The sequence below is a fragment of the Streptomyces sp. NPDC001070 genome, from assembly GCF_053598835.1.
Genome location: NZ_JBSFLB010000021.1, coordinates 78,135 through 102,454, shown reverse-complemented (window position 1 = coordinate 102,454; position 24,320 = coordinate 78,135). Strand labels below are relative to the sequence as shown.

Below are 24,320 nucleotides of genomic sequence, written 5' to 3'. Positions count from 1 at the left end.
GAGGCGGGCCCAGCGACGATAGTCCCCGGGTGAACCCCGACACAGCAGCCCGGCTGCGCTTCCCGTCCTGGGCCGGCCGCAACTTCCGGCTGCTCGCCGCCGCCGCCTTCGTGACCGGGCTCGGCGCCTCGGGCGCCACCGTCGCCTCGGCCTTCGCGGTCCTGCAGGCGGGCGGCGGCGGTACGGACATCGGCCTGGTCGCCGCCGCGCGGACGGTGCCGCTCGTCGTCTTCCTGCTCATCGGCGGCGCGGTCGCGGACCGGCTGCCCCGGCACCGGGTCATGGTCGCGGCCAACTGCCTGAACGCTGTCTCGCAGGGCCTGTTCGCGGTCCTGGTGCTGACCGGCCGGGCCGAGATCTGGCACATGGCGGTGCTGGCCGCGCTGGGCGGCACCGGACAGGCCTTCTTCGCGCCCGCCAACGAGGGGATGCTGCTGTCGAGCGTCGACGGCGCGCACGCGGGGCGTGCCTTCGCGGTGTTCCGGCTCGGGGTCAACGGCGCGAACGTCGGCGGCGCCGCGCTCGCCGGAGCGCTGGTCGCACTCGCCGGGCCGGGCTGGGTCCTGGCCGTGGACGCCGGCTGTTTCGCGGTGGCGGCGGCGCTCCGCGCACTGCTGAGGGTGTCCCCCGCGGCGCTGCGCGACCCGGCGGCGCGCGGCGGCGGTCTGCTGCGCGATCTGCGCGACGGCTGGCGGGAGTTCGTCTCAAGGCGCTGGCTGTGGGGCATCGTCGTCCAGTTCTCCGTCGTCAACGCCGTGATCACGGCCGCCGAGGCGGTGTACGGGCCGCTCGTCGCCCGGGAGGAGCTCGGCGGCGCCGGGCCGTGGGGCGCGGCCCTCGCCGCGTTCGGCGCCGGCAACCTGCTGGGCGGGCTGCTGATGCTCCGCTGGCGGCCGCGCCGCATCCTGCTCGCCGGCACGCTGGGCGTCTTCCCGTTCGCGCTGCCGCCCGCCGCGCTCGCGCTCGCCCTCCCGGTGCCGCTGCTGGCCGCCGCCATGCTGGTCGCGGGCGTCTCCATCGAGGTGTTCGGCGTGGCCTGGATGATGGCCCTGCACCAGGAGATCCCGGAGGACAAGCTCTCCCGCGTCGCGGCCTACGACTGGTTCGGCTCGGTCTCCATGATCCCGATCGGCACGGCCCTGGCCGGCCCGGCCGCGGACGCCTTCGGCCTGTACGGCGCATTGTGGGGCTGCGCGGGCCTGACGGTGCTGCTGACCGGTGCCGTGCTCGCGCTGCCCGAGGTGCGGCGGCTGCGGCGCGCGGACGACGCCGAGCCGGAGCGCACGGTCGCCCGGGGCGGTCAGCCGACGCCGAAGGAGCCGTCGGGCGGGATCGGCGAGGGCACCGCGTCCTTGTCGTAGACCGGACGCGCCCCCCGCCGGAACACCGCCAGCGCGTCGCCGTCCACCACGCGGGCGGGGAAGACGTCGGACGCGGCCCGACGCGCGATGTGCTCCACCGGCAGCGGGGCGCGGCTCGCGGCCAGCACGGTGTTGCCGAAGCGGCGGCCCCGCAGCACCCCCGGTTCGGCGATCAGGCACACCTCTCCGAAGACCTCGCGCAGGCCCGCGATCTGCGGCCGCAGGAAGTCGAAGGGCGCCGAGTCTGCGAGGTTCGCCAGGTACAGCCCGCCGGGGCGCAGCACACGGGCCGCCTCGGTGACGAACTCGTACGAGGTCAGGTGCGCGGGCACCCGCGAGCCGCCGAAGACGTCCGCCACGACGACGTCCGCCGACGCGTCCCGGGCCCCCTCCAGCCACACGCGCGCGTCGTCCGTCGCGATCGCCACGCCGTCGCCGTCGCGCCCCATCGGGAGCCGGGCCGCGACCAGCGCCGCGAGCGCCCGGTCCGCCTCCACCACCTGCTGCCGCGAGCCGGGACGCGTCGCGGCGGCGTAGCGGGGCAGCGTCAGCGCGCCGCCGCCCAGGTGCACGATCTCCAGGGGTTCGCCCTCGGGCGCGGCCGCGTCCAGCACGTAGGCCAGGCGCCGGGCGTACTCGAACTCCAGGTAGGTGGGATCGTCGAGGTCCACGTACGACTGCGGGGCCCCGTCGACCGTGAGCAGCCAGCCCCCGGGCCGGTCCACGTCCGGCATGAGCCTGGCCGCGCCGAAGTCCACGTCCTGGGTCACGGGTATGCGTGCGTCGTCGTCCTCCACGCGGCAATTGTCCCAGCACGCGGAGGGGTCCGGGGGCGGAACCCCGGACCCCTCCTCTCACTCGGCGAGCGCCGTGACGGTGCCCGCGCCGACCGTGCGGCCGCCCTCGCGGATCGCGAAGCCGAGCCCCGGCTCCAGCGGCACCGCCCGGCCCAGCTCGACCGTCATGTCGACGGTCGCCCCCGGCAGGGCCGCCCCCGCCCCGCCCAGGTCCACGTCGCCGACGACGTCGGCGGTGCGGACGTAGAACTGCGGGCGGTAGCCGCTGGCGATCCCGGTACGGCGTCCGCCCTCGGCGGCCGGCAGCAGGTAGACCCGCGCCCGGAACCGGCGGCTCGGCGTGACGCTCCCCGGCGCCGCGACGACGTGGCCCCGCCGGACCACGTCGCGGGCCACACCGCGCAGCAGGAGCGCCACGTTGTCCCCGGCCTGGGCCTCCTCCATCGGCTTGCCGAAGGTCTCCAGGCCCGTCACGACGCTCGCCGTGTCCGCGCCCAGCACCTCGACGCGGTCGCCGACCCGGATCGTGCCCCGCTCCACGGCACCGGTGACGACCGTGCCGCGTCCGGTGATGGTCAGCACGTTCTCCACCGGCAGCAGGAAGGGGGCGCCGGTGTAGCGGTGCGGCATCGGCACATACGTGTCGACCGCGTCGAGCAGCGCCTCGATCGCCGCCGTCCACCGCGGGTCGCCCTCCAGCGCCTTGAGGCCCGACACCCGTACGACGGGCAGCGTGTCGCCCGGGTAGCCCTGGGCGGACAGCAGCTCGCGCACCTCCAGTTCGACCAGGTCGGTGAGCTCGGGGTCGCCGGCGTCGGCCTTGTTGAGCGCCACGACGATGTGCTCGACGCCCACCTGGCGGGCGAGCAGCACGTGCTCGGCGGTCTGCGGCATGACGCCGTCGAGGGCCGAGACGACGAGGATCGCCCCGTCGAGCTGGGCCGCGCCCGTGATCATGTTCTTCACGTAGTCGGCGTGGCCGGGCATGTCGACGTGCGCGTAGTGCCGGGTGTCCGTCTCGTACTCGACGTGCGCGATGGTGATCGTGATCCCCCGCGCGGCCTCCTCCGGGGCCTTGTCGATCCGGTCGAACGGCACGAACGCGGCGGAGCCGCGGGCGCTGAGCACCTTCGTGATGGCGGCGGTCAGCGTGGTCTTGCCGTGGTCGACGTGGCCCATGGTCCCGATGTTGAGGTGCGGCTTGGTGCGCTGGTATGCCTGCTTGGGCATGTTGCTTCCTCGGTAAGTCGATTCATCGATACGCGTGCGGGACCCCTGGATCGCGCCGACCCTCCCCCTGCGGGGTCCGCCGGACTGTCCGGGAAGGGTCAGATTCGGGCGCCGCCGAACGCGTTGGCCGAGAAAGCCCGGGCCGGGGCAGCCTGCAGCGCGTCCGCGACGGCGGACGTATCTGCGCTGAAGGCGTACCGGAACATGCCGTCGATGATCGGGGACGCCGGGTCCGGTGGTCCATCGATTTTCCGCGGGCCTGCCTGCGGAGCCGTGAGCCGGTACGACGACGTGGGTGACGAGGCCCTCTGGAACCCGTCCAACGGCGGGTGCGTGATGCTCACGCGCCAAGTGCCGCCGACCGGGGGCGAGTCGGGCGCTCCCTCCGGCATCCGGCCCATGGAGAGCGACGAGACGCAGATCGATCCGGCGGCCTTCGGGGAGTGCGCCGACGCCCTGCTCGCCCGGCACCGCGCCACCCGGCGCGCCGTCGTGCGGACGCTGGGCGAGGGGTTCACGGCGGCGGTACCGGTGCTCGCCGAGCGCGCCGGCGTGTGCGTCGACCGGTCGGCGCCGGAGCCGCAGGGCGGACTCAGGGACGTCCGGACGCCCTGGCCGGACGAGGACGCCTGGGACGTCCCGCTGCGCGAGAGGGGACGCGCGCCGGACCGCGTCATGCCCCGCTGACGCGGGCGAGGACGTAGCAGCGCTGGGTCTGGTTCTCCCGCGGGTAGGGGGCGCGCTCCAGCCGCGCCTCCACGTCGAACCCGGCGTCGGTCATCGCCCCCGCGACGGTCCCGGCGTCGTGGAAGTGGAAGTCGACGTCGACCTCGTGCCCCCACCACTCCGTCACACGCCGGACCTCCGTCCCGACGTGGAAGGCCACGAGCACCCGCCCGGACGGCCGCAGCACGCGCCGCATCTCGGCGAACGCCGCCCGCAGTTCACCCGGCGTCAGATGGACCACCGAGTACAGCGCGACGACCGCGCCGAACTCGCCGTCCGCCGCCGGGAGACGGAGCAGGTCGCCCTCGCGGAACTCGGCCGCGGGGTGCTCGCGGCGGGCGAGCGCGACCATCCCCGGCGACAGGTCGATCCCCACGGACGGCACCCCGCGCGCCGCCAGCCACGCCGTGACGTGGCCGGGGCCGCAGCCCAGGTCCGCCACGGGCGCGCCGTCCGCGGTCTGCTCGGCGAGGGCCGCCAGCAGGGCCCGGTCCAGCGGCTTGTGGGCCAGCTCGCCGCCGATGCGGTCCCGGTACTCCTCGGCCACGGTGTCGTAACTGCGGCGCACACGGCCGCGATCCCCCGTCACAGGTGCTTTCCCGCCTCTCTCACCGACAGCGGCGACAGCCGCTCCCCCGCCTGCGCGAGGAACGTCCGCACGGCGTCCGGGTCGGTGCGGGCGTACTCGCGCAGCGCCCAGCCGATCGCCTTGCGGATGAAGAAGTCACGATGGCCGGCCTGCCGCAGGCAGTAGCGGAAGAGCCGCCCGGCGTCGGTGTCCGTCCCGTACGTCAGCTGGTGCAGCAGCGCCGTGCGGGTGAGCCACAGGTCCTCGCCGTCGATCCATGCGTCCATCACGTCCACCAGCGCGGGGTCGGCGGCCACGAGCCGTCCGACGACGTGCGCGGCGAGCAGGTCGACGGTGTCCCACCACGGATCCGCGGTGATCAAGTGGCGGGCCGTGCCGAGGAAGCCGGAGGAGCACCACCCCACGTGACGGCGCAGGTAGTCGACGGCGAAGTAGCGGTACTCGCGTTCCGGGAAAGCCCAGCAGCGCAGCGCGACCGCCGCGCAGTCGGCCTCGTCCGGGCGCGGCGTGCCGGCCAGCACGGCCCGGGAGAGGGTACGCCGGGCCGGCGTCGCGATACCGAGGAACGGGAACGCGTCCCGCATGTACGCCGCCGCGGAAGCGGCCCGCACCGGGTCCGCGGCGCCACCGTACGCCGAGGTCAGACGCGGCAGCACGAGGTCCGCGAGGGCGCTGTCGGGCACGGACGGGGCGGCAGGGGCCATGGCCATACGGTACGCGCCCGCGCCGGAGCGACACCCTCCTCCGCTAGGCTCGCGGGATGTCCGACGCCACCGCCCTGTCCCACCCGCGCTCGCGCCTGGCGTCGTGGGCCCGGCTGGCGCTGCTGGTAGCCCTGCTGACGGCGGCCGCGGCCACGGTGATGGTCTGGGAACCGCAGCGGCTGCTCGCGCACGGCTGGCCCGCGCAGCTCACGGGCGCCGCGGCCGTCGTGCTCTTCGCCGCGGGCTACGGGCTCTGCGCCCTCGCCTTCGTGCCCCGGCCGCTGCTCAACGTGGGCGCCGGAGCGCTCTTCGGCGCCCAGGCCGGGCTCCCGGCGGCGCTCGCCGGCACGGTGCTCGGCGCCGGTCTCGCCTTCGTCCTGGGCCGCCTCCTCGGGCGGGACGCGCTCCGTCCGCTGCTGCGGGGGCGGGTGCTGCTCGCCGCGGACCGCCAGCTCAGCGAGCACGGCTTCCGCACGATGCTGGCGATGCGGCTCTTCCCCGGCGTGCCGTTCGCGGCGGCGAACTACAGCGCGGCGGTCTCGCGGATGCGTCTCGCGCCGTTCCTGGTCGCCACGGCGGTGGGCAGCGTGCCCAACACGGCGGCCTACGTCATCGCGGGCAGCCGCGCCGCGACGCCCACGTCACCGGTCTTCCTCGTGGCGATGGGGTTCATCGCCGTCACCGGCCTCGCCGCCCTCGTCGTCGCCGCCCGCACCCGCCGCAGGCGGTGACCCTCCGGGGGCGCACCAACGTCCGGTCAGGGGCGGACCGCCTCCGTCGCCGCCCGCAAGGGCCCTGCGGGGAACACCCCACCGTGCCGCAGTCGCCGACGGGACGTGAGGGGGGGGGGACGGGGTGGGTCCGTACGGGCGCTGCGCGATATCTGTGGCCCGCTGGACGACGTGCCGTTCAACCCGGGCAACGGACGCTCCAGCGGGCCGTAACCCAGCCCGCCAGGACCCTCCCCGGCACGCCCCCGACCCGCGCACCCCGGACAGGCGCCCCCGTACACCGCGCCCCCGGGCACCCCGCACCGCGGGGCGGGCCCGGCCGGCGCCCGGAACGAGGGGGGAAGGCAGGTCGGGCGGACGGCCGGGACGGCGGTCTCGGGTTCCGCCGGACCGCCCCGCGGCAGGCCCAGTGAACCGCGCACCGCCGTCCCCGGGAAGCGTGTGCGGCCGACGGCTTCGGGCGTGCGCTTCACACCCCGTGTGAAGCGCACGGCGCTACCATGCCCGCACGGGGCCACCTTTGGGGGCGGTCATGGTCGAACCCAACATCCTCCTCGACGCGTTGCTCTGCGAGACGGGGCTGTCGCACGCGGGCCTGGCGGCACGCGTGAACGCCGCGGGCCGGGCGTCCGGCCTGGCACTGCGGTACGACCGCACCGCCGTGACCCGCTGGATCGGCGGCCAGCGCCCTCGCGGCGGCGTGCCCGACCTGATCCGCCAGGTGCTGTGCCGCGAGGTCCGCCGTCCCCTCTCCCTGGGTGACATCGGAATGCCCGCCCCCGCCGCGAGCGCCCGTGCCACCGCCCCGCTCTCCGCGTTCGTCGACACCGCCACCGCCCTGTGGCGGTCCGACGAGCGCCGCCGCCCGGCGGTCCGCAACGCCGTACCGCTCACCGGAACGGAGGCGGTCATCCCGGTGTGGGAGTGGGAGAACCCGCCGGAGGACCGGGACGTGTCCCGCGGCGGCCGGGACCACGTCGGCATGGCGGACGTGGCGATGCTGCGCGCCGCGCGCTCGCACTTCGAGGGGCTGTACCGCAGCGCGGGCGGTGTGGCGACGCGCGAGCGGATCACCGGATTCCTCACCGCCGAGGCGGCGCCCATGCTCCGCGGCGCGTACACCGACCCCGTGGGGCGCCGGCTGCACCAGGCCGTCGCCGGGCTGCTGGGTATCGCGGGCATCTGCGCCTACGACGCCGACGCGTACGGCCTCGCGCAGCGCTACTTCCACCAGGCGCTGCGCCTGGCCAAGGCCTCGGGTGACCGGCGCCTCGGGGCCTGCGTCGTGGGAATGCTGGTCTACCAGTCGCTGTGGCTGCGCGACTTCCGGCAGGCCGTCGCCTTCGCCGAGGCGGCCCTGCGGACCGCGGGCCCGGCGATCACCCCGGCGCTGGCGGCTGACCTCTACGCGATGCAGGCCAAGGCGTACGGGCAGTTGGGCGACCCGGCCGGCGTGGCGCGCTGCGCGCGGCTGGCGCAGACGGCGGAGATCCGGATCCGGGCCGCGGAGGAGCCCGCGGAGACCTGCTACGTCCAGCCCGGCCTGGTGGACGTCCAGTTGGCGGAGGCGCACTTGGGCCTGGGCGCCCTGGCCCAGGCCCATGCCCACGCCGTGCGGGCCGCAGCGCTCCCGGCTCATCCGCGCGGGCGGGTGCACCGGCTGGCCGTGCTGGCCCACGTGGAGCTGCGCCGGGGCCGGGCGGACGAGGCGGCCGCGCTGGCCTCCGCCATGGTCGAGGAGGGGCGGGGGATGGAGTCGCAGCGGCTGCGCGACCGCTTCCGGGAGGTGCGCCGCCATCTGGCCGCCTGTGACGGCGCGGAGTCCGTACGGGCCGTCGAGCTGCTGGACGACGCGCTGCGCGTGCCGCTGTGAGCCGCAGCCGTGCTGCGATGGAGCCGGCACCGACACGGCGGGAGGCGGCGGCATCGTGCAGTGGAAGAACCTCGGGGAGCACACCGTGTACGAGAATCGATGGTTCCGGGTGAACCTCGCCGACGTGGAGTTGCCCGACGGGCGCCATCTCGACCACTACCTCATCCGGCTCCGCCCGGTCGCCGTGGCGACCGCCGTCAACCGGGACAACGAGGTGCTGCTGCTGTGGCGGCACCGCTTCATCACCGACAGCTGGGGCTGGGAGCTGGCGGCCGGGGTGGTGGAGGACGGGGAGTCGATCCCGGCCGCGGCCGCCCGCGAGATGCTGGAGGAGACCGGCTGGCGGCCCGGACCCCTGCGGCACCTGCTGACGCTGGAGCCGTCCAACGGCCTGACGGACGCGACCCACCATGTCTACTGGGCCGAGGAGGCGGTCCGCACCGGCCGCCCCCAGGACGACTTCGAGTCCGACCGGCGCGAGTGGGTCCCCCTGAAGGCGGTGCCCGACATGGTCGCCCGCGGCGAGGTGCCGGCCGCCAACATGGCGGCCGCGCTGCTCATGCTCCACGCGATCCGGCTCGGTTGAGGGGACCGGCGGCTCGGCGCCGTCGCCACTGGGCCCTCACGAGACGATGGCGGCGCCGGGTCAGCCCTGTCCGGTCCCGGTCCATGAGCGCAGTTTGTCCGGGTTGCGGACCGCCCAGATGCGGGTGACGCGGCCGTCGGTGAGGCTGAACGCCGCCACGGTCACGGTGACGCCCGCCTGCTGGGCGACCAGGCCGGGCCGGCCGTTGACCGTCCGCTCCAGGAGGGTCAGCCCAGGGGCCCTGCCTGCCATGTGGATCAGGAACCGGGCGATGCGTTCGCCGCCTTCGACGGGGCGGAGGACGGCGCCGACCAGTCCGCCGCCGTCGGCGGTCATCGTGGCGTCGGGGTCGAGGAGGTCGACGAGGGCCTTGATGTCCCCGGCCTCCCACGCCTCCTTGAAATGCCGTACCAGACCGGCCTGCCCGGCCGCCGGAACCGCCGGGGCCCGCTCGGCTCGGATGCGCCGGCGGGCCGAGGACGCCAGCTGCCGGCAGGCCGCCGGTGTCCGGCCGACGATCGCGGCGACCTCGGCGAAGGGGTACCGGAAGACGTCGTGCAGGATGAACGCCACGCGCTCGGCGGGCGTCATCGACTCCAGCAGGACGAGGAAGGCCATGTTCACCGACTCGTCCAGGGCGATCCGGTCCGCGGGGTCGGCCGGCCCGGCCCCGCCGCCGCCCGCCGGCCCGCTGATCCACTCCGTGCGGTCGGGCAGCGGCTCGGGGATCCACTCGCCGACGTAGCGCTCGCGCCGGACCCGCGCCGAGCCGAGCAGGTCCAGGCAGACCCGGCCGGCCACCGTCGTCAGCCAGGCCCCGGGCGACGCGACGGCCTCCTGCTGTCGCGGCGACATCGCGTACCAGCGGGCGTAGGTCTCCTGGACGGCGTCCTCGGCCTCGGCCAGCGAACCGAGCAGCCGGTAGGCGAGATTGGTCAGCCGGCGCCGCTCGCCGACGACCGTGCTGAGGTCCGGCTCGGACCGGTCGTGCCCCGGCTCGGATGGAGTGCTCATGGTCACGGCCGCTCCCGCTTCTTCCCGTCCGTCTCCGCTCTTCGCCACTTCGACGAAACACCGCACCGGAATGTGAGGCCGGCGCCTCGCCTCACATTTCACGGGCCCGCGTCGTCGGATCTCCGAGACGCTACCGATCCACCGCCGCGAGGCAGATGGGGGACCGCACCTTGGCCACTTCGACAACGTCACATCAGCGCAGCGTGGCATTCCTGCGGGTCGCGATCGCCCTGCAGACCTCGGCCATCTTCTTCCAGGCGGTCACCGCCGGGCTGCTGCTGTCCTCGTCCCACGGCGAGGCACTGCACAGCGCCGGAGCGCGCGTGATGTACGCCGCCTCGATGCTGTACGTGCTCGCCGCGATCCTGGCGTGGCGGCCGGGCGGCGGCACGCCCCGCCCGATCCTGTACGCCTGCGGCTTCCTCGTGCTCGCCTCGGTGCAGGTGGTGCTGGGCATCGCGCACGTGCCGTCGCTCCATGTCCCCCTGGGCATCCTGATGTTCGGCCTGAGCGTGCCGGCGCTGGGCCACGCGCTGTCCGCGCGCCTGCCGGGGGCGGCGGTGCGGTGACGGACGTGGCGTGATCCTTGGCGGTGACGCCCCACGGCACCGGGGCAGGCCTCGCCCAGGACGGGCCCGTGGAGCCTTCCGGCCTAGCCCTGGGTGACACCCGGCCAGTCGGAGTAGCGGATGCGGGAGATCTCCAGGACCTCGCCGGTCGTGCCCCACTCGTCCTTGCCGAGGCGGGCCAGCGGGCGGAGTTTGCGGACGTCGGGGTGGCCCTCGACCATGACGGCCTCGGAGACGGCGGCGTGCACCACGCGCCCGAAGACGACGGTCGAGTCGCCGAGGGTGACCGTGCTGTGCAGCTCGCACTCCAGGGCCACGGGCGAGGCGGCGACGCGGGGCGGCTTGACCGCGCGGCTGGGCTCGCGGGCGATGCCGACCGCCTCGAACTCGCTGACACCGCGCGGGAAGTCGGTGCCGGTGGCGTTGACCTGCTCGAAGAGGTGCTCGGGGGCGAGGTTGACCACGAACTGCCGGGTCTCCTCGATGTTGCGCAGCGAGTCCTTGCGCCCCACCGAGGTGAACTGCACGATCGGCGGGCTGACGCAGGCGACGGTGAAGAACGAGTGCGGTGCCAGATTGGCCGTCCCCGCCTCGCTGAGCGTCGAAACCCAGGCGATGGGGCGCGGGACGACCACCGAGGTCAGGAGCTTGTAGAACGGGGTCCGGCCCATGGCCTCGGGATCGAAGTCGATACGCATGGCGCCCAGTATCCCGCTCGGCCGCCGGGCCGGATCACCAGGACACCTCTTTGATGGCCGCCTTGCTCTGCGGGGTGGTCGTGGCGACGATCTCGGAGCGGTGCCGGTCGCCGGAGAACGTCACCGTCAGCTGCTGCGCACCGTCGCGCCGGGTGGAGACGGTGAAGCCGCTGGCCGGTACGGCGGAGACGAGGCAGACCGCGTTCTCGCCGAAGCGCACGGAGGCCTGCCCGCCCTGCGACTGCAGGGTGTGCACCCCGGCCCCGCCGGTACCGCAGTCGACGGGGGTGGCGGAGGCGCGGGGGGTGCGGGTGGCGGGCACCGGCACGGCCGGCCGGGACGGGGTCCGGGCCGGACGGCGGGCGGTGGGGCTCGCGGTGCGCTTCGCGGCGGGGGACGCCGGGGCGGAGCGGGAGGGGGTGGGCTTCGCCGCGGACGGGCTGCTCCCGGCCAGCGCGCTCTCGGGGATGTCGCGCGCGACCGGCGGCGTCGGGCGTGTCGAGCCCACCACGAAGCCCACGGTGAGCATGACCGCGGTCACGCTGACCGCGGTGCACGAGAGCCATATGACGACGTAGCGCAGGTACCGGGGCACCCCGCCATCTTTCCCGACCGGATACTGTCCCTCCACATGGCATCCGTACTCCTGGTCGAGGACGACCCCGCGATACGCGCGAGGCTGGTCGAGGTGCTGACCGCGCACGGCCACACGGTGCGCAGCTCGGCCCACGGTTTCGAGGCGCTCCGGCAGGCGGCGCAGCGTCCCCCGGACGCCGTGGTGCTCGATCTGGGGCTGCCCGACCTGGACGGGGTGGACGTGCTGCGGATGCTGCGCGGCATCTCGCGGGTCCCGGTCCTCGTCGCCACGGCGCGCGACGACGACAACGAGGTGATCCGGCTGCTGAACGCGGGTGCCGACGACTATCTGGTGAAACCCTTCTCCGGCGGCCAGTTGGCGGCCCGGCTGGCGGCGGTGCTGCGCCGCTCGTCGATGGCGCCGGAGCAGCCTGCGGGTCCAGCCCCGGAGGGGGCGGCCGGCGCGATCCGGGTGGGCGGTCTGCTGATCGACGTACCGGCCCGGGCGGCGTACCACGACGGGCTCGAACTGCGGCTGACCCGGAGGGAGTTCGATCTGCTGGCCTATCTGGCGGAGCACGCGGACCGGGTGGTGCCGCGCCGCCGGATCCTGGCGGACGTGTGGCGGCAGGCGTACGTGGAGGACCAGACCATCGACGTCCATCTGTCGGCGCTGCGCCGCAAGCTGGGCGAGCGGGCCTCACAGCCGCGCTATCTGCACACGGTCCGGGGAGTCGGCATCAAGCTGGTGACGCCGCGATGAGACGCGCCCTGGCCGGGGTGGCGCTGGCGGTGACCTCCATGGTGGCGCTGTCCTTTCTGATCCCGCTGGCGCTGCTGGTGCAGTCCGAGGCCAGGTCCCGGGCGACCACGGTGGCCGAGCAGCGCGCGGCGGCGCTCGCGCCGGTGCTCGCCCTCACCACACGGCCGGCGGACGTCCAGCAGGCAGTTGCGGGGCTGGACTCGGGCGACCATCTGAGCGTGCGGCTGCCGGACGGGCAGGTGGTGGGTACCGTCCACGCGTCCAAGGAGGCCCTCGACCGGGCGGCCGACGGGCGCAGGACGGTGGCCGCGGACACCTCCGCCGGCTGGGTCTACCTGCAGCCGGTGATCCTGGCCCGGGACCGGGTGGCGGTGGTGGAGTCCTTCGTACCGCGCGCGGACCTGGACCGCGGGGTGAAGGCGTCCTGGGCGATGATGGCCGTTTTGGCGCTGGGTCTGGTGGCGGGGTCGGTGCTGGTCGCCGACCGGCTGGGCGCGCGGGTGGTGCGCGCCTCCCAGGGCCTGTCCCGGGCCTCGCGCTCGCTCGGCGCCGGGGAACTGGGGATCCGGGTGGAGCCCAAGGGGCCGCCGGAACTGCAGGAGGCGGGGGTGGCCTTCAACACGATGGCCGACCGGGTTGTCGAACTGCTCGCCATGGAACGGGAGCTGGTCGCCGATCTCTCGCACCGCCTGAGGACCCCGCTGACCCGGCTGCAGTTGGAGGCCGAGCGGATCGCCGCGCAGGTCCCCGGCTACCGGGGCGAGGATCTGGAGGCCGCGATCGCGCACCTGGAGAGCGAACTCGACTCGATCATCGACGCGGCCCGTACGCCCCTGTCGGCGGCGCCCGAGCGCCCGGGCCGCGCGCGGGAGTGCGAGGCGTCGGCCGTGGTGCGCGGCCGGGTCGAGTTCTGGTCCGTCCTGGCGGCGCAGCAGGGGCGGGAGTGCCGCCTGGAGGCGACGGCCGAGGCGACGAAGGTCCCGCTCGGGGAGGACGAACTCGCGGCGGTGGTCGACGCGTTGATCGGCAACGTCTTCCGGCACACGCCGCAGGGCACGGCGCTGGCGGTGACGGTGGAGCGGACCGCCCGCGCCGTGCTGCTCACCGTGGACGACGCCGGGCCCGGGATCAGCGACCCGGACACCGCGCGGACCCGCGGGGTGAGCGTGGGCGGCTCCACGGGGCTCGGCCTGGACATCGTGCAGCGGACCGCGGCCGCCGGGGACGGCGGGATGGAGATCACCCGGGGGCCGCTGGGCGGAACGAGGGTACGGGTGACGCTCGGGCTCGCCGGCGGGCCGCCTGTGGGGGGAAGGAAAGCGGCCCGACGCGCGAGGCGCCACCCGCACCCGGCCTGAGGCCGACCGGCCGCCCCAGCTGACCGGCCGGTCGGCGGTTCAGCGGGGCGTGCCGAAGTCCTGGGTCCACCAGGGACCGTTGGACGACGTGTTCACGCCGACTCCGATCTGCTCGAAACTGCAGTTGAGGATGTTGGCCCGGTGCCCCTCGCTGTGCATCCAGGCGTCCATCACCGCGGCTGCGGTCCGCTGGCCCACGGCTATGTTCTCACCGAGGGTGGACCACTGGTATCCGGCCGCCTCGACGCGCCCGGCCATGGTGGACCCGTCGGGGCCGGTGTGGGAGAGGACGCCCGAGCGGGCCATCACGTCCGTGTAGTCCTGGGCGGCCTCGGTGAGCCGGTCCTCCAGGGTCACCGGGCGGCATCCGGCGGAGGCGCGCTCCTCGTTGACCAGCCGGACGATCTCCGCGACCACCGGGTCCTCGCCGTCGGTCGACGGGGACTGCGCCGCGACGGTCGTGGAGGCCGGCGCCGGCGTCACCGTACGGCTGGGTGTGGCGCTGGGCCGCGGCGTACGGGAGTGCCGCGAGGTGGGCTCGCGGCGTTCTTTCGTGGGGGAGGCGCTGGGGCTCGCGGGCGTGGCGGTGGGACCGGTGGTCTCCGGGCGGGCGTCGGAGGCGACGGGGTCGGCCGCCTCCTGGTCGCCGGCCTCCAGCGAGGCGGCGTTCTTGCCGCCGGGGCCGTTCCCGAACTGCCCGCCGACACCGACCAGGGCACCCGCCGCGACCGTCGCCACGGCCGCGGCCAGCGGCCAGGACCGCGCCGAGGGAGCGCGGCGGGCGCGGTGTCGTTTCCTGTGGGAACTCATGCTCGGGGTACCTCCGGCTGACGGGAACACCACCCGGGAACGTCGGCGAACGGCGTACCGGGCACTGCGACCCTAGGCGCACCCGGGGGAGAACTCGCCGGTCCGGAGCGGATCTTCAAGAACACATAAGGATGCGCTCAGGTAGGACACCGGTTGACACGGCGGTTTCCGCCCGCGGTGTGGGCACCGTCACAGCGGCGCCCGATGGGTGTCAACACCCATATCCGCACGGTTCGCCCGGATGAAAGGATGAGGATTCATGGGGGCGAAACGGACAAGGAATCGACGGCGTCGGCCGTGAAGGGAATCGAGCTGTGCCTGCTCCGCGGATGAGCACGACACCGTTGCCGGGTATCGGTGTCCGATACGACCTCACGACGCGGGAGCGGCGGCATGTGTCGGTCGTCGCCCATCGCGACGGTTCCCGTACGGTGAACGTGTACCGCGCCGACGACCCGGACGCCTGTGCGCAGTCGCTGCGGCTGACCGGGGCCGAGGCGACGTCGCTCATCGACGCGCTGATGCCGGCCCACCACAGCCCGAACCTGCTGCACACGACCGACCTCGGTCTGGTCGCCGAGCGGATCGAACTGCCCGCGACCTCCCTCTGGAACGGCCGCCTGCTCGGCGAGACGCGCATGCGCACGGACACCGGTGCCTCCATCGTGGCCGTGCTGCGCCGGGCGGACGCGATCCCCTCTCCCGCACCGGACTACCGCCTGGCCGGCGGCGACACCCTGATCGTCATCGGCACCCGTGAGGGCGTCGAGGCCGCCGCGGCGATACTCGGGCGGGAGTGAGCCCTTGCACTCCGCGGTCTTCCTCATCGAATTCGGTGCCATCATCCTCGGCCTGGGCCTGCTCGGCAGGGTCGCCGGCCGATTGCGTTTCTCCCCCATTCCCCTCTATCTGCTGGCCGGTCTCGCTTTCGGCGAGGGCGGCATCCTTCCGCTGGGCACCAGCGAGGAGTTCGTGGCGATCGGCGCCGAGATAGGCGTCATCCTGCTGTTGTTGATGCTCGGCCTGGAATACACCGCGAACGATCTGATCGGGAATCTCAGGACGCAGTATCCGTCGGGCCTGGTCGACATCGCGCTCAACGCCCTGCCGGGCGCGGTGGCCGCGCTGTTGCTCGGCTGGGGCCCGGTGGCGGCGGTGGTGCTCGCGGGTGTGACGTGGATCTCCTCCTCCGGGGTCATCGCGAAGGTGCTGGGCGACCTCGGGCGGCTCGGCAATCGCGAGACGCCGGTCATCCTGAGCATCCTGGTCCTCGAGGACCTGGCGATGGCGGTGTACCTGCCGATCCTCACCGCGCTGCTGGCCGGGGTCGGGTGGGCGGCGGGCAGTGTGACGCTGGCGGTGGCGCTGGGCGCCGCCGGGCTGGTGCTGCTGATCGCGGTCCGCTTCGGGCGGGTCATCTCGCGCTTCGTCTCCAGCGACGACCCGGAGAAGCTGCTGCTCGTCGTGCTGGGGCTGACGCTGCTGGTGGCGGGCATCGCCCAGCAGCTGCAGGTGTCGGCGGCGGTGGGCGCGTTCCTGGTCGGCATCGCGCTGTCCGGGGAGGTCGCCGAGGGCGCGCACTCGCTGCTGAGCCCGCTGCGGGACCTGTTCGCGGCCGTGTTCTTCGTCTTCTTCGGTCTGCACACCGACCCGGCCAGCATCCCACCGGTCCTGCTGCCGGCGCTGGCGCTGGCGGTCGTCACCGCCCTGACGAAGATCGCGACCGGCTACTGGGCGGCGCGCCGCGCCGGGGTCGCGGTGCGCGGCAGATGGCGGGCGGGCGGCGCGCTCGTCGCGCGCGGCGAGTTCTCGATCGTCATCGCGGGACTGGGTGTCACGGCGGGCGTCGAGCCCGCACTGGGCCCGCTGGCCACGGCCTACGTACTGTTGCTGGTGGTCTTCGGCCCGTTGACGGCCCGCTGCACCGAGCCGCTGGCGCGCGCCCTGGCCCGGCGCCGCGCTCCGGCACGCGGCAACGGCACCGAGCCTGACCGCACCCCGTCCCCCGTCGCCGGGGACTGAACCCGAGAGGCCGAGAGGAGGCCGGGAGCCGTGTCGCTGTTCTGGCGGATCTTCCTGCTCAACGCCGCCGTGCTGGTGGTGGCCACGGTGCTGCTGCTGGGGCCGGTCACCGTCTCCTCCCCGGTGCTGCCGGCCGAGGCGGCGGTGGTGGTTGCCGGCCTGGTCGCCATGCTCGTCGCCGACGCCGTGCTGTTCCGGGTCGGGCTGGCGCCGCTGCGCCGGCTGACCCGGGCCATGACGGCGGCGGACCTGCTGCGTCCCGGCAGCCGGCCGGCCGTCGCCGGACACGGTGAGATCGCGGAGCTCATCACGACGTTCAACACCATGCTCGACCGGCTGGAGAGCGAACGGGCCGCCGGCAGCGCCCGCGTGCTGTCCGGCCAGGAGGCCGAGCGCCGGCGCATCGCCCAGGAACTCCACGACGAGGTCGGGCAGACCCTCACCGCGGTGCTCCTGCAGCTCAAGCACGTCACCGAACTCGCCCCGGGCCCGCTGCGCGAGGAGCTGCACCAGGTGCGCGAGACCACCCGCGGCAGCCTGGAGGAGATCCGGCGCATCGCGCGGCGGCTGCGGCCCGGTGTCCTGGAGGAACTGGGGCTGCCCAGCGCGCTCCGGGCGCTGGCCGCCGAGTTCGCCCACCCGGGACTGGCGGTGGGCCATCGCCTGGACCCCGATCTGCCGGTGCCGGACAAGCAGACCGAGCTGGTCCTCTACCGGGTCGCCCAGGAGGGCCTGACCAACACCGCGCGCCACGCCGGCGCCGGGCGCGTGGACCTCGTCCTGGAGCGCACCGCCACCGGTGCGCGGCTGATCGTCCGGGACGACGGCAAGGGCCTGGGCGCCGCGCCGGAGGGCGCCGGGATCCGCGGCATGCGCGAGCGCGCCCTGCTGATCGGGGCGCGGCTCACGCTCGCCCCGGGACCGCACGGCGGCACCGAGGTGCGGCTCGACGTCCCCGCGTCGAAGGAGGACCGCTGACCGTGCCCGCCGCGGCGAAGACCCGGATCCTGCTCGCCGACGACCACGCGCTGGTGCGCCGCGGCGTGCGGATGATCCTCGACGACGAACCGGACCTGACCGTCGTCGCGGAGGCAGGGGACGGGGCCGAGGCCATCGAGCAGGCCCGCGCCCACAAACTCGACCTGGCCGTCCTCGACATCGCGATGCCCCGTCTCACCGGGCTCCAGGCGGCCCGCGAAATCTCCCGGCTCCGGCCCGGACTGCGCATCCTGATGCTGACGATGCACGACAACGAGCAGTTCTTCTTCGAGGCCCTGCGCGTGGGCGCCAGCGGGTACGTCCCGAAGTCCGTGGCCGACCGCGACCTCGTGGAGGCCTGCCGCGCCGCCATGCGCGACGAGCCGTTCATCTACCCGGGCGCGGTCACCGCGCTCGTGCGCAACCTCCTGGAGCGCGCGCGGCAGGGCGAGCCGCTGCCCGCGAGGGCCGTCACCGACCGGGAGGAGGAGATCCTCAAGCTGGTCGCCGAGGGCCACACGTCCAAGGAGATCGGGGACATCCTCTTCATCAGCGCCAAGACCGTCGAGCGGCACCGTGCCAACATCCTGCAGAAGCTGGGCCTGCGCGACCGTCTGGAGCTCACGCGGTACGCGATCCGGGCCGGCCTGATCGAACCGTGACGGCAGCCGGCCCGACCGGACGCGGAGCGGAGGAACGGTGGGCGGTCGGGGTGCGGGCGACTTCGACGAGGACACGGCGGCGGACCATCTGTCCCTGTCCACCGGGCGACTGGTCCCGGAGGTCGCGGAGGCGATGACCGGCGACCCGGTGGGGGGCCCGACGAGTACCGGGGCGTGGCCGTGCCGTGCAACGTGGGGCTGCCGCACCTGATCGCCGCCCAGGGGTGGCCCGGCGCCGTGCTCCCGGCGGCCGCGGCGGTCCGGGAGTGGGAGGCCGCCTGCGCCGGCGTCCGGGACGCGCCGTCGACGGCCCCGGACCCGGACCCGGGTACCGCGCGGCCCGCCGCGAGGTCGTCGCCCGCGCCTTCGACCGGATCGCGGGACTCTCCGAGGGCAGGGCGTGGTCCGCCGTCAGGTCACCCCTGGTTGCCACCCCTGGCTGCCCGTCGCGGTCAGTCGCGTGCCAGCGCGGCGAGGGTCGCGCCGAGGTCGGCGGGGCGGGGGCGGTTGTGCGGCAGCTTCGCCAGGAGGGCGGCCATGCCGCAGGTGCCGGTGACGGCGGAGAAGACCAGTCCGCCCGCGATCCCGGCGGACAGCAGCTGCCAGGCGGGGTGCAGCAGCCCGAGGCCGAGACCGGTGAGGACGACGGTGCCCGCGGTGAGGCGGACCTGGCGTTCCATGGACCAGCCGGTCCGGGTGGTGACGGCCGGCCGGTCGAGCGGGAGGCCGCGCTCGGCCCAGGCGTTGGTGCCGCCCACCAGGGTGGCGGCGGTGACGCCGTGCCCGGCGAGGGCGCGGCAGGCGTTCTCGGAGCGGCCGCCCGAGGCGCAGACCACGAGGAGTTCGCCGCGGGCCGCGGCCGACCGGAGGGCGGGCAGGGCTCGGCGCACCTGGTCGAGGGGGACGTCGAGGGCGCCGGGCAGGTGGCCGGAGGCGTACTCGCCGGGCGTGCGGACGTCCACGACGGTCAGTTCGGGGAGCCGGGTCCGTGCCCGGTCGATGTCGAGGGTGAGGAGGGTGGTCATCTCTGCTGTCATCCTTGGTCGTCGACGATGCCCCGGGAGGGGAGTAAATTACCCCTAGGGGTATTTATGGAGGAGTGTTCGTGGAACTGGATCTCGCGGCCGCCGAGCTGAAGGCGGTGCTCAACCGCCTGCGCAGGGCACAGGGTCAGATCTCGGGAGTGATCCGGATGATCGAGGAGGGACGCGACTGCGAGGAGGTCGTGACCCAGCTGGCGGCCGCCTCACGGGCCCTGGACCGGGCGGGCTTCGCGATCATCGCCACCGGTCTGCAGCAGTGCCTGACGGACACCGAGGGCGGTGTGAAGTCCGACGAGGACCGGGAGCAGATGCGCACCCGGCTGGAGAAGCTCTTCCTGTCGCTCGCCTGAGGCCCGGCCGCCGCCCGCGGTGGCGGCGGCGCGGCACGGCCGGTCACACGATCACGCCGATCAGCATGACCGCCGCCAGCGCCAGCAGCATCCGGGCGAAGATCCGCCGCAGCGCCCCGGCGGAGACCCGGCCGGCCAGCCGCTTGCCGTCCCAGGCGCCGAGCACGGCCGCCGCGGCGACGGCACGCCTCCCACGTCATTTACCCCCCGGGGTATATCCCATCGTAGCAGAGGTACCCCCGGGGGTATGCAGGAGCTTCTGCTGCCGCCTGGTCGGGAGGCAGGTACGGGAGGCGCCGTCGCGACGGCCGGACGGGGTGGGATGTCCACGTGACCGCGGTGTCGCCCGGGCGGGCGAAGGCGCCGCGGACGGGACGGCAGCGCGTGCGGGCGCCCCGCGGCGTCAGGCCTGCTTCAGGGGCGAGCCGGCGCCCGGGTACGCTCCGCCGATCGGCCGCGGGACATGGGACGTCGACCCCGCACGGGGCTGCCGCCGGGTGGACGCCCTGTCACGCGGCCTCTTCGGCGGCCTCCCGCGGTTCCCGGTGCCCGCGCGCGTCCGCCGCCCCGTGACGGGGCAGGGCCACCAGTGCCAGGCCGACGGCGAAGGCGAGCGCGGGCAGTACAGGGAACCGGCCGTCGGCGGCGAAGCCGCGCACCGCCCAGTACGCGAGGGCGGCAGTGCCGCAGGCCAGGCCGGACCAGAGCAGCGCGGGACGGCGGTACCCAGCGCCGGGGACCGGGGTGACGACCTCGTACAGGCGCGCCAGGACCCGCTCCAGCGGCCGCAGCGCGAACAAGACACCGGCCAGGAACACCGTGAGCACCAACAGCCACGGCGCGCGCAGCGCCCACCAGGCCGCAGTCCCGAAGGCCGTGTCGGGCGCAAGTCCGACGAGCCAGAACACCGCGGCGAGCAGCACCGGCAGCATGTGCCACAGGTACAGGGTCATGCTCGCACCGCCCAGGAACCGCACCGCCCGCCACACCGTTGCGCCGCTCAGCCATCGCCGGACGACCGGAGCGGCCAGCAGGCATCCGCCGACCTGGGCCACCACCCAGGCCAGCATGGCCACCGACGGGGGATCGGTGTTGCCGACGGTCTCTGCGGTGACCCGGATCAAGCTCACCGGGAACGGCCCGATGGTGATCAGCGCCGTGAAGGCGAGCGCGCCGCCGAGCGCCATCCCGGCGGCCGGCAACGACGACGGCATCCGGCGGAGCCGCGTCAACTGCCCGTCCCGCCAGCAGAACCCGAGCTGATAGGCCACGCCCCACACCAGCACGTAGTTGAGCAGCCCGGTGTACGACGGGGCGCCCGCCGCGAGCACCAGCGTGTCGGCCAGCACCGCGACCGCGCCCATCAGCGCCGGGACCAGCAGCCCCCAGCGCCGGTGCGCCCAGTGCAGTACCGGCGTCAGGGCGCTGAGCAGCAGATACACCGGGAGGAACCAGAACTGCATCGCCATCGCCCACCCCGCGAGCGACAGCGTTCCCCGGTCCACGCCGACCGCCGAGCAGACCGCGACGGCGAGCACCACCAGCCCGCAGTACGCGGCCGTCGGCAGCAGCAGCCGCAGCGCCCGCCGGGCCACCCAGGGGGCGGCCCCGCCGCCCGCGGCGCGGGTACGCGCCCAGGAACCGCCCGCCGCGTGGCCGCCCGCCAGGAAGAACAACGGCATGATCTGGAAACCCAGGGTCAGCCACTGCGTCCAGGGGATCTCCGCCAGAAGCTCCGGCGCGGCGATGCCCCCGCCCGGTTCCCGGACCAGGGCGGTGATCAGCCAGTGGCCGAGCACCACCAGGCAGATCGCCAGGGCCCGAAGGAAGTCGACGTACCGGTCTCGCTCCATGCCGGATCATGCTGCCGCACCCGTGACCGGGCCGCCATGGATGGCGACCGCCGCAACCGTTTCGTGCCCGCGGCGCGGCCTGACCGGCATCCGGGCGACAGCGCCGGCAGCGGTTCCGCACACCCCCCGGGGGGGCCTGGTGACGCGGCGTCAGGCCGCCGGTGCGTCAGGGGGCGCGCTCAGCGCGGCGTCGGCACCGCGCCGCCCTCCGCCCATGTCACCTCCACGCCGGGCAGGCCGCGGGTCCAGGGGGCGGCCAGGGCCGCGAGGGCGGCGGCGGTGGGCGGGTTGGGGCCGAGGCCGATCGCGTAGTGGGCGGAGCGGGGGGTGGTGCGGAAGGGGCGGGGCCAGGCGTGGGCGCCGGTGGTGCCGGTGTCCTCCAGGGCGGTGAGGAACGCGCGGACGCGGCCCCGGAACCGGCCCAGGGTGTCCTCGAACTCCGCCTCCGTCGCACCGTGCACGGCCTGCACGGCCCAGGCCGCGTGGCGGCGGTGGAGCGGGGGCGGGGCGACCAGTTCGGGCCAGGGATCAGCGCCCGTGCCGACCGCCGCCTCCAACACGTCCCAGGCTCGGTAGAGCTCCTGGGTGAGCAGGTCGCGGCCGCCCGGGCCGACCTGCGCGGTGCACAGCCGGACGGGCTCGGTCGGCGTGGCGACGGAGACCGCGGGGCCGGACTCCCCCGCGGAACCGACCGGTTGGCGCCAGTCCCAGGCGGCCCAGGTGGCGAAGAAGTGCCGGAGCAGCCCGTCGACGGGCACGCCGGGGGCGTCGTGGACGGTACGCGCGGCGAGCAGCGACCAGGCCAGGCCGGGCAGGCCGCCGAAGGGGGCGGAGTCCAGCCCGCGTGCCCGGGCCCATGCCTTGACCCGGCGGGCGAGACCCGCGAAGCGGTCGTGGTCGCCGGCCAGGTCGAGGACAGCGTCGGCGTCGCTGACCGCGCTGAGTGCGACGGCGGCGGCCTCCCCCAGCTCGGCGCGGCGGGCGACCGCTTCGGCGGGGTCGAGGGCCCCGGTGGCCACGACGACCAGGTCGACGTCCAGGTCGCCGGCGCGCAGGCGCAGTCCGGGCACGCGTGCGCCGGTCACCTGCCGTACGCGGGTCGCATCCGGCAGCGCGTCCGTCACCCGCGCCCGGACCTCCGCCATGTCGGCGGTGCCGGGCAGCGCGGCCACGAGGTCCAGGTCGGCGCCGGGAAGGGCGCAGCCCATGCGGCGGGAGCCGGCGACCTGGACCACGCCCCCGGACAGGGCCTCCGCGACGCGGCGCGCGGTCTCGCGGGCGTGCGGGGCGTCCTCCGGGATGCCGCCGGTCCCGCAGCCGTCGCCGGTGCCGGTCCCTTCCTCGGGCAGCCAGCGCAGCTCCCCCGTCCCCAACTCGACCGTGGCCCGGGCCCGCATCGGCTCGTCGCCGCGCCGTGAGAGCAGGACGAGCTCGCCGACCCGTGCCGTCGTGCCGCCGAGGCGGGCGGCGCAGTCGGCTGCGACCCGCAGCGGGTCGTGGGTGCGGCCGAGCGACAGATGCGGTGTGAAGCCCTCCGCGCGGCCGCGGCAGCGGGGGAAGCGGCGGGCGAGCGCGTGCTGGAGGACCGCCCAGGACGTGCCGCCGTCGGCCGCCGGGTCGAGCCAGACGGTGGCGTCCTCGCGGTGCCCGAAGGTGTGCACCCCGTCGAGCCGTGCGGTGAAGGGACCGATGCCGCAGACGGCCTCGGCCAGCAGGGGCGCGGCCCGCTCGAACGCGGCCTCCGGCACGAAGCCGAACAGCAGGTTGACGTGCGGCGGCCATCGGTGGATCTGGGGGTCGTGATCGCGTCGTACCGCCTGGATCGCGGGCCACAGCTCGTGCGGCGGCAGCCAGGCGACGGCGGTGCGCGCGGTGGGCGCCAGGTCGAGGACGCCGGCGGCATCGTCCGCTCCGCCCGCCGCGAGTGCCAGGGTGACCTCCACGCCGTAGTGGTCGGAGACGAACAGGCCCTCCGCCGTGGGCGTGTCGCCCCGCAGCGCGGCTCCCGTGACACGCGGTCCGCCCTCGCGCAGCAGTACGCGGTCGAGCCGGGAGGCACGGCCGCTGAGCGAGGAGACGGCGGCCAGCGGATTGGCCGCCGGGTCGAAGGTGGGCGTGCGGTCGTCCGGCCCGTGCGCCTCCGTCCAGGCGTCGCGCAGGCCCAGCGCGAGCGCCGGTCCGTCACCGCCGTCGTTGAAGTCGCCGAGCAGGAGCAGCTCGCCCTCGACTCCGGCCAGTCCCTCGGCGAGCCGGGCGAGTTCGGCCTGCCGCCGGGCGGGGCCGTCGTCGGAGTGGTCGCTGGTCAGATGGGTCGCGGCGACGACGAGCGGCCCGGCGGCCGTCCCGAGGGTGATCGCGGTGACGGCCTTGTGCGGGCCGAGTGCGTGCAGGGCGGCCTCCCGTACGGGCAGCCGGCTGAGGAGCAGCACCCCGCTGTCGTCGGTGTCCCGCCCGGACGGGTCGGTGCCCAGGGTGTACCGCGCGCGCACCCAGGGGGCCCGCAGCAGCATGTCGAGCAGGGCGGGCTCCACTTCCTGCAGGGCGATGACGTCGGCGTCGGCCTCCTCCAGGGCGCGCAGCAACAAGGGGCGCCGCCGGTCGGTGTCGATGCGGTGGCTGTCGTAGCGGTCCCACAGGGTGTTCCAGGTCAGGACGCGCAGTCCGCCCGCCGCCGTCCCGGCCCCGCCGGGCGTGTGCTCGACGGGGCGCCAGCCGTGTTGCCCGGCGTCCCACGCGTGCGGGACGAGGGCCGTGAAGAACGGCGGGCGCAGCAGGCGCGGGTCGCGGACGCGTCCGGCGTCGGTGGCGTCGATGCGGTCGGTGCCGGTGGCGCGGTCCCAGACGAGCTCGCCGTCCGCCTCGACGAACAGCACGCGGTGCCAGGGGATGTCGCCGCCGGGCACGAAGGCGGGCAGCGGGATCCGCTTGGGCGCGGCGCCGCGCTGGTGGACGCCGAGCACGAAGCGCGCCGGGTCGAACCGGGCGTCCCAGCGGACCCGGTGGTAGATCTCCTCGCTGGTGCGCATG

General features: G+C 75.0%; 24 protein-coding genes and 1 pseudogene. 13 read left to right on the top strand and 12 right to left on the bottom strand.

Annotated elements, in window-relative coordinates:
* The first annotated feature begins 29 nt into the window (after positions 1–29).
* On the top strand, positions 30–1,361 hold the full coding sequence (locus ACWDAS_RS25135) for an MFS transporter (protein WP_450394903.1): 1,332 nt from the start codon (positions 30–32) through the stop codon (positions 1,359–1,361).
* On the opposite strand, the gene ACWDAS_RS25130 is transcribed toward ACWDAS_RS25135, so the two are convergent.
* Positions 1,301–2,095, bottom strand: a complete 795-nt coding sequence (locus tag ACWDAS_RS25130; RefSeq protein WP_450395065.1) for a spermidine synthase — start codon at positions 2,093–2,095, stop codon at positions 1,301–1,303. The two genes, ACWDAS_RS25135 and ACWDAS_RS25130, sit on opposite strands and share 61 nt — an antisense overlap.
* A gap of 120 nt (positions 2,096–2,215) precedes the next feature.
* The gene (tuf, locus tag ACWDAS_RS25125) at positions 2,216–3,388 is read right to left on the bottom strand and encodes an elongation factor Tu (protein WP_450394900.1); all 1,173 of its coding nucleotides are present in this window, start codon (positions 3,386–3,388) and stop codon (positions 2,216–2,218) included.
* Between the two features lie 273 nt (positions 3,389–3,661).
* Between tuf and ACWDAS_RS25120 the strand changes: the two genes are divergently transcribed.
* Positions 3,662–4,075, top strand: a complete 414-nt coding sequence (locus tag ACWDAS_RS25120; protein ID WP_450394897.1) for a DUF6086 family protein — start codon at positions 3,662–3,664, stop codon at positions 4,073–4,075.
* On the opposite strand, the gene ACWDAS_RS25115 is transcribed toward ACWDAS_RS25120, so the two are convergent.
* Together ACWDAS_RS25115 and ACWDAS_RS25110 are read right to left on the bottom strand one after the other, a co-directional pair.
* The gene (locus ACWDAS_RS25115; protein ID WP_450394895.1) at positions 4,062–4,703 is read right to left on the bottom strand and encodes a class I SAM-dependent methyltransferase; all 642 of its coding nucleotides are present in this window, start codon (positions 4,701–4,703) and stop codon (positions 4,062–4,064) included. The genes ACWDAS_RS25120 and ACWDAS_RS25115 overlap by 14 nt on opposite strands.
* Entirely contained in the window at positions 4,700–5,413 is a 714-nt protein-coding gene (locus ACWDAS_RS25110) for a DNA alkylation repair protein (protein WP_450394893.1), read from the bottom strand. The genes ACWDAS_RS25115 and ACWDAS_RS25110 overlap by 4 nt, the downstream gene beginning before the upstream one ends.
* Before the next feature lie 50 nt (positions 5,414–5,463).
* Between ACWDAS_RS25110 and ACWDAS_RS25105 the strand changes: the two genes are divergently transcribed.
* The 3 genes from ACWDAS_RS25105 to ACWDAS_RS25095 all read left to right on the top strand — a co-directional run bounded on the left by ACWDAS_RS25105 (position 5,464) and on the right by ACWDAS_RS25095 (position 8,597).
* Entirely contained in the window at positions 5,464–6,138 is a 675-nt protein-coding gene (locus tag ACWDAS_RS25105) for a TVP38/TMEM64 family protein (protein ID WP_450394891.1), read from the top strand.
* A 532-nt stretch (positions 6,139–6,670) separates the two neighbouring features.
* Positions 6,671–8,011, top strand: a complete 1,341-nt coding sequence (locus ACWDAS_RS25100; protein WP_450394888.1) for a transcriptional regulator — start codon at positions 6,671–6,673, stop codon at positions 8,009–8,011.
* A gap of 55 nt (positions 8,012–8,066) precedes the next feature.
* On the top strand, positions 8,067–8,597 hold the full coding sequence (locus ACWDAS_RS25095; RefSeq protein ID WP_450394885.1) for an NUDIX hydrolase: 531 nt from the start codon (positions 8,067–8,069) through the stop codon (positions 8,595–8,597).
* 60 nt (positions 8,598–8,657) lie between these two features.
* Here the strand turns inward: ACWDAS_RS25095 and sigJ are convergent, their stop codons facing one another.
* On the bottom strand, positions 8,658–9,611 hold the full coding sequence (gene sigJ / locus ACWDAS_RS25090) for an RNA polymerase sigma factor SigJ (protein ID WP_450394882.1): 954 nt from the start codon (positions 9,609–9,611) through the stop codon (positions 8,658–8,660).
* A 155-nt stretch (positions 9,612–9,766) separates the two neighbouring features.
* Here sigJ and ACWDAS_RS25085 point away from each other — a divergent pair, with 155 nt between their 5' ends.
* Positions 9,767–10,180, top strand: coding sequence for a hypothetical protein (locus ACWDAS_RS25085; RefSeq protein WP_450394879.1), 414 nt, complete (start codon positions 9,767–9,769; stop codon positions 10,178–10,180).
* Between the two features lie 83 nt (positions 10,181–10,263).
* Here the strand turns inward: ACWDAS_RS25085 and ACWDAS_RS25080 are convergent, their stop codons facing one another.
* Both ACWDAS_RS25080 and ACWDAS_RS25075 read right to left on the bottom strand, forming a co-directional pair.
* Entirely contained in the window at positions 10,264–10,878 is a 615-nt protein-coding gene (locus ACWDAS_RS25080; RefSeq protein WP_450394876.1) for a flavin reductase family protein, read from the bottom strand.
* 34 nt (positions 10,879–10,912) lie between these two features.
* Positions 10,913–11,473, bottom strand: coding sequence for a hypothetical protein (locus tag ACWDAS_RS25075; protein ID WP_450394873.1), 561 nt, complete (start codon positions 11,471–11,473; stop codon positions 10,913–10,915).
* A gap of 36 nt (positions 11,474–11,509) precedes the next feature.
* Between ACWDAS_RS25075 and ACWDAS_RS25070 the strand changes: the two genes are divergently transcribed.
* Together ACWDAS_RS25070 and ACWDAS_RS25065 are read left to right on the top strand one after the other, a co-directional pair.
* A complete protein-coding gene (locus tag ACWDAS_RS25070) occupies positions 11,510–12,217 on the top strand; it encodes a response regulator transcription factor (protein ID WP_450394870.1) in 708 nt (235 codons plus the stop codon).
* The gene (locus tag ACWDAS_RS25065; protein WP_450394867.1) at positions 12,214–13,575 is read left to right on the top strand and encodes a sensor histidine kinase; all 1,362 of its coding nucleotides are present in this window, start codon (positions 12,214–12,216) and stop codon (positions 13,573–13,575) included. Before ACWDAS_RS25070 ends, ACWDAS_RS25065 begins: the two co-directional genes overlap by 4 nt.
* 39 nt (positions 13,576–13,614) lie before the next feature.
* Here ACWDAS_RS25065 and ACWDAS_RS25060 read toward each other — a convergent pair whose 3' ends face one another.
* On the bottom strand, positions 13,615–14,385 hold the full coding sequence (locus ACWDAS_RS25060) for a CAP domain-containing protein (RefSeq protein ID WP_450394865.1): 771 nt from the start codon (positions 14,383–14,385) through the stop codon (positions 13,615–13,617).
* A gap of 314 nt (positions 14,386–14,699) precedes the next feature.
* On the opposite strand from ACWDAS_RS25060, the gene ACWDAS_RS25055 reads away from it, so the two are divergent.
* From ACWDAS_RS25055 to ACWDAS_RS25040, 4 genes are read left to right on the top strand one after another with little or no spacing between them, the layout of a single operon-like run.
* Complete coding sequence (locus ACWDAS_RS25055) at positions 14,700–15,185, top strand: cation:proton antiporter regulatory subunit (RefSeq protein WP_450394863.1); 486 nt, start codon at positions 14,700–14,702, stop codon at positions 15,183–15,185.
* Between the two features lie 4 nt (positions 15,186–15,189).
* Entirely contained in the window at positions 15,190–16,407 is a 1,218-nt protein-coding gene (locus ACWDAS_RS25050) for a cation:proton antiporter (protein ID WP_450394860.1), read from the top strand.
* A gap of 30 nt (positions 16,408–16,437) precedes the next feature.
* Entirely contained in the window at positions 16,438–17,385 is a 948-nt protein-coding gene (locus ACWDAS_RS25045) for a HAMP domain-containing sensor histidine kinase (RefSeq protein WP_450394857.1), read from the top strand.
* Positions 17,386–17,387: 2 nt separating this feature from the next.
* Entirely contained in the window at positions 17,388–18,047 is a 660-nt protein-coding gene (locus ACWDAS_RS25040; protein ID WP_450394854.1) for a response regulator, read from the top strand.
* A 452-nt stretch (positions 18,048–18,499) separates the two neighbouring features.
* On the opposite strand, the gene ACWDAS_RS25035 is transcribed toward ACWDAS_RS25040, so the two are convergent.
* The gene (locus tag ACWDAS_RS25035) at positions 18,500–19,072 is read right to left on the bottom strand and encodes a rhodanese-like domain-containing protein (protein WP_450394851.1); all 573 of its coding nucleotides are present in this window, start codon (positions 19,070–19,072) and stop codon (positions 18,500–18,502) included.
* An 80-nt stretch (positions 19,073–19,152) separates the two neighbouring features.
* Between ACWDAS_RS25035 and ACWDAS_RS25030 the strand changes: the two genes are divergently transcribed.
* Positions 19,153–19,440, top strand: coding sequence for a metal-sensitive transcriptional regulator (locus tag ACWDAS_RS25030; RefSeq protein WP_450394848.1), 288 nt, complete (start codon positions 19,153–19,155; stop codon positions 19,438–19,440).
* A 43-nt stretch (positions 19,441–19,483) separates the two neighbouring features.
* Here the strand turns inward: ACWDAS_RS25030 and ACWDAS_RS25025 are convergent.
* The 3 genes and pseudogenes from ACWDAS_RS25025 to ACWDAS_RS25015 form a co-directional block, all read right to left on the bottom strand.
* Positions 19,484–19,615 (bottom strand): annotated as a pseudogene (locus ACWDAS_RS25025) (sulfite exporter TauE/SafE family protein); the annotation flags it as partial.
* A gap of 334 nt (positions 19,616–19,949) precedes the next feature.
* On the bottom strand, positions 19,950–21,293 hold the full coding sequence (locus ACWDAS_RS25020; RefSeq protein WP_450394845.1) for an acyltransferase family protein: 1,344 nt from the start codon (positions 21,291–21,293) through the stop codon (positions 19,950–19,952).
* 179 nt (positions 21,294–21,472) lie between these two features.
* Entirely contained in the window at positions 21,473–24,319 is a 2,847-nt protein-coding gene (locus tag ACWDAS_RS25015; protein WP_450394843.1) for a poly(A) polymerase, read from the bottom strand.
* Position 24,320: the final 1 nt, after the last annotated feature.